The sequence below is a fragment of the Rahnella perminowiae genome (genome assembly GCF_019049695.1).
GTDB classification, from domain to species: domain Bacteria; phylum Pseudomonadota; class Gammaproteobacteria; order Enterobacterales; family Enterobacteriaceae; genus Rahnella; species Rahnella perminowiae.
In genome coordinates, this window is record NZ_JAFMOT010000124.1 from 1 (window position 1) to 4539 (window position 4539).

Sequence of the window (4539 nt, forward strand, 5' to 3'; positions counted from 1 at the left end):
ACTATAAATAATACACGTTATAATTTAAATTTTTATCGAGTATGATTGTATAATAAGGTTTTTTATGAATTTTAAATTTTATACTACTCTCAGTTTTATGCAGGTAATTGGCGATAATTTTGATGATTTTGATTTGCTCCCTGGCGTTACTCTAATAAGAGATAGGGAAAAAATACGAAAAATACTCACTAAAGACTTAAAAAGTTATGCAGGGATAATTGAATATGGTCATTTGAATGATGCAAATCATATCATATCTGTCGACTTCAAAAATGATTATTTTAATCCCAATATGTCCAGCAACAGAGCTTTGCTTGTATGGCTTCTATGGCTGAACATGCTAGTCAATAGTTCATGGCTGATTAAGGATAATGCAATGCTTTGTGAAATAGCGTATTGCAATAAAACAGATAGAAAAGCAATGTCAGAATGGTCTAACAATAGCCTGATGACGATGTATAGTATGGCCAATGGTGATAGACATATTAACACTGAGTTCAATAGAGAAGATCTAATCAAATGGGAACAAACTAATCATAAAATTCAAAGTTATTTACACAAAAATAATTCTACTGTTTTTGATTCTTTTATCGACTCAAAATACTCGAGATATGGTAGAGCGTTAAGTTTTATCGGATCTGCAAGAAAAGAGTTCAATCCTGCTTTAAAAATAGCTCACTACTGTAGTGCCTTAGAAAGTCTCTTTTCTACTGATAGTGCGGAGTTATCACACAAGCTTTCTGAACGGGTGGCTTTTTTTCTAAAAGACCATGGATATGATTCAATAAAAACTTTTGATGAAATAAAGTTTTTTTACAATATACGTTCCAAAGTTACTCACGGAGATAGTCTGAAAACAGCAAAAGTAATTACCCTTCCGGATGAAAGTCTAAAGCTGGATTCTTATCTAAGAGTAATTATGAATGTAATATTGCATTCTGAGGAAATGATGAGTGTTTTCAATGGAAGCAAAGATGTTTTCGAAGATTATTTTAAGAAAAAAATACTGCTTGGTATTTAGTCCGTTATATTAATATTTAGCTAGCCACTATGTCAATTAAGTGAATATTTAGTTTAATGAAATCTGGTATGAGTGTAATAGATAATTTAGTGTTGCACAAATATAAAAATAAATTTGCGCAACATCATTTTATTCTGGGTTATATTTTTGCTAACCAGTCAAAAACTTTTACTCGCATGGACATAAATTCACTCAAATCATCATTTAATCCTTTTTGCCCGTAAAATCTTGCACTATCTATCCCATGTTCTGGTGTTAGATTTAATCTTTTACGTAACTCTGAGATATATGCTTGATCGTATTCGCCTAGACCCTGCTTTCCTTTCTTTAGAACTTTTTCGATATGTCTTCCATCATAATATATATATGCGAAATGTCCCTCATCAATCAATTCATAATTGAATTGAGCGAGGTTGTCCTTTAAACTGTTGAAGTTAAGTGGCTTCTCTCCTTTTATTACCTTGCGACTATTTTTTTCTAACCAATCTGCTATGACTTTTAATTCATCGGTTCTTTTTTCAGTAATTTCATGAGCTGCAATTCGACGAGTGAATTCAAACATTTCCTCATCATCACAACGGTCTAACCAAAGATTGTTTTCGCTAAGGAAATATAATGAAGCAAGAAGAGCAGCTCGTTTGTTTCCATTGAAAAAACAATGATTTGATATTATCCCATGGAATAATGCTGCACCTTTATCATAAATGTTTTCAAATGCATCTCTCCCACCTGCGGAGGCAAAAGGGCGAGCGCAGGCCGATTCCAATAACCCCCTGTCTTTTACTCCCGGTGGAGAGACTGGATCTTCAGAGTACTGATAATAGTTACAGAGAAATTCATGTATTTTTTCTACAACTTGCGTTTCCATATTTCTTCCTTAAAATTTTAATAAATTGAAATGCTGCTCTAAAAATGCAACTTACTTGTTAACGTCGCCAAAGAAAGTACTTAACATGCATTGGGGATGAAATTTTCTTTACTCTTTAAACGATTATCACTGACAAGAAAAATTAAAAAAATCTTCGGTTGGCGCGCAATGCTATCCCCGCCACGCCTGCCCGCTTTTCATATCGCTTTTAATGCATGTGCATGGCCGCGCTCAGAGCACGCCAGAACAGGCCTTAAGGTTACCGAAAGATACTCTTTTAAAATGCAAAAGCATGCAGTCAGAATGCACCACCCATTTAGTGAAAATCAATGATTTAATCAGATTTTTATGGCGAGTTTTTGAAGTGAAGCTTATCAGTACAAGATCAGGGAAAGTGGCGGGGGGGTAATAAAAATGAGTATCTCGCAGGAACCTTCACGCCGAGATACCCATTTTATGTGATGAGCAATTTGGGAGGTTATTTTTCCGTTATGCTGAGCTGTTCTTCCTTACGCTTAACGGCTGCAAAAGCCATTGAACGACCGCCGCCGCTGGCAAGTTTCGCGCTGAAAAACTTCGTCTCAGGCCGGTGAACGCCAAGTTGTGCTAAGACAGGTTCCTGAGCCAAGTCGAATTTGTAGCGCGTCATCTCATCTTTCAGATACTGATTAATTTCTTCAAAAATGACGGCGTCCGGGCTGACTTCGTAGTCGCTCAGCCTGCCCCCCAGCGTTACGGTAGCCTGCTGGTATCTTAAGGCTGTACGTTTCAATGATACTGCCCGGATAAGCGTCTCAAGGCCTGCTGACAGCGCCTTTTTCAGTTCCTGTTCTGCATAGGCCATTAACGCACTTTCATGGCTGTCTAAGAGCACTTTGCCAGACCCTGAACAGGTAATTTCCTGACGATCTTTTTCAATGTCCAGACTGAGAAGCAGGTGTCCCAGCTCGCGTGACATTTCCTGATTTGCCAGACGTTGCAGTTGCTGCGCTTTCATTTCGTCGCTGACCTGACCGCGCATTTTCAAAAAGGCCTCGCGCCACTGGCCACCGGACTGCTCACTGAGATTATCTATTTCCTCTTTTTGATTTTTGCAGCGGGTCATGTCGGCAATTATCTCCTCCATTTTATTCACATTCCCCTGCTGGGTCTGCTTGGTATCGAGATAACGCGAAATAGCCTGCTGAACGGCAGGTGATAATTCTGACTCAGGCGTATTGGGTTTCATAAATGGCTCTCACGTTGGGTCGGTTAATATCAATAATTATGAGCCTGACCGGAGAGCGTTTCTATTGAGGCAGGACGTACTGTGGACGACAGAACGGCGGAAGCTAACGCATATTTTTCAATGCTGTAATCTAAGCATATCGCTAATAACTTCAGAAAAGAAAGGGGAAATATCAATGCTCACACTCAAACTCGGCACCCAGCAAATCTCACTCACCCAGCGTGATGCCATGCGGTTAATTGAAGGCATGATGTTAGCAATCAAAGACCCTGCCGGCGCGGGCAGGAATGCGCTACATCTTGGGGATTTGACTCTTTCCTCTCAGGCGCAGTCTGTGAATAAGCCGGTAAATTACTCTTCAGGCACGAAGGACACGCTGACAAACTGTTGAAGGTATTTGTCACCCGTCGGGCGATGAAAAAACGCCTGCCAGAAATAAACGCTTCGGGTTTCTGTATTATTCAGTAATTCTCGGCGCGTACATGTAGTACAGGTGCGTACAGCTAACCGATTTATCGCTTTGCTGCCGATTTCAGGGAAAAGATGAGTTTCGAAGGCTCGCATGACATTGAGAGAGTGTAGGGAAGACCAAGTTTTCTTTCTGGCATGCCATTGCCGCGCAATCTCTTCAAACGAGGCGATTTTTTCTTTGTCTGCATGCAAAGGATCGATCCCTTGAGACAAACTTTTCAGAAACTCATCCCGCGCTTTCCTTGCTTCTGCAAGTGTCATTATTGGGTACATGCCTAACGCCCGAGTGGTGTCCTTCCCATTAATAGTGCGTCGGAAGCGCCAATACTTCGAACCATTAGAATGCACCAGAAGATATAAGCCATTGGAATCACTGAGTTTATAGGGTTTATCTTTTGGCTTCGAGCCTGCCTGTGTCAGTTAATGGCATGAAATTTCCTTAGTTCGACGGGTACAAATTTTATCGAACCAATTATACCCGTTTTTATACCCGAGAAAAAATGGGCTGTCGTGGGGTTTTATGGGATTAGATGGGATGTTATTTCTTTTTTACTTTTTGATTTTAATGGGTTTTTTTTACTTGGCGGGATGTCGTGGAAAGTGGTTATGGTGTCCCCTACAGGAATCGAACGTATAAATATTTTCATGATTTAAAAGAGAATTTTTATAGGTAGTCATAATTGTTCCAACATTAATACCAACAAAGAATTTTTATGTCGCTGTCATCGGTTAAGTCTTTGAAACTTGCATAAATCGAGTAAGTCTGGGAAGTTCAACACTAACAGATTATGGTCTATTGCTGGAGTGTGTTTCGATGAAAAATTGGTCCCCAGAGCATACAAAAGAAATCAAAAAAAGAAATCAAAGCTTGGCTCGACATAGATAACTACCGTAAGTTCGAAGGAATCACCTTAAAAGGTCTGGGTCATGAACTATAGGAAAAGGTAGGAT

The 4539-nt window shown here is 39.5% G+C and carries 4 protein-coding genes and 1 pseudogene; 2 read left to right on the plus strand and 3 right to left on the minus strand.

Annotated elements, in window-relative coordinates; translation table 11 throughout:
- Positions 1 to 64 precede the first annotated feature (64 nt).
- On the plus strand, positions 65 to 1021 hold the full coding sequence (locus J1781_RS00745; RefSeq protein ID WP_217233057.1) for a HEPN domain-containing protein: 957 nt from the start codon (positions 65 to 67) through the stop codon (positions 1019 to 1021).
- Positions 1022 to 1160: 139 nt separating this feature from the next.
- Here J1781_RS00745 and J1781_RS00750 read toward each other — a convergent pair whose 3' ends face one another.
- From J1781_RS00750 to J1781_RS00760, 3 genes are all read right to left on the minus strand, one after another.
- On the minus strand, positions 1161 to 1889 hold the full coding sequence (locus tag J1781_RS00750; RefSeq protein ID WP_217233058.1) for a type II toxin-antitoxin system death-on-curing family toxin: 729 nt from the start codon (positions 1887 to 1889) through the stop codon (positions 1161 to 1163).
- A gap of 478 nt (positions 1890 to 2367) precedes the next feature.
- Positions 2368 to 3117: a capsid size-determining scaffold Sid gene (locus J1781_RS00755; RefSeq protein ID WP_217233059.1), complete on the minus strand. Its 750-nt coding sequence runs from the start codon at positions 3115 to 3117 to the stop codon at positions 2368 to 2370.
- Between the two features lie 351 nt (positions 3118 to 3468).
- Positions 3469 to 3936, minus strand: a complete 468-nt coding sequence (locus tag J1781_RS00760) for an integrase arm-type DNA-binding domain-containing protein (RefSeq protein WP_331252956.1) — start codon at positions 3934 to 3936, stop codon at positions 3469 to 3471.
- Between the two features lie 466 nt (positions 3937 to 4402).
- Here J1781_RS00760 and J1781_RS26450 point away from each other — a divergent pair.
- Positions 4403 to 4523 (plus strand): annotated as a pseudogene (locus J1781_RS26450) (DUF6387 family protein); the annotation flags it as partial.
- Positions 4524 to 4539: the final 16 nt, after the last annotated feature.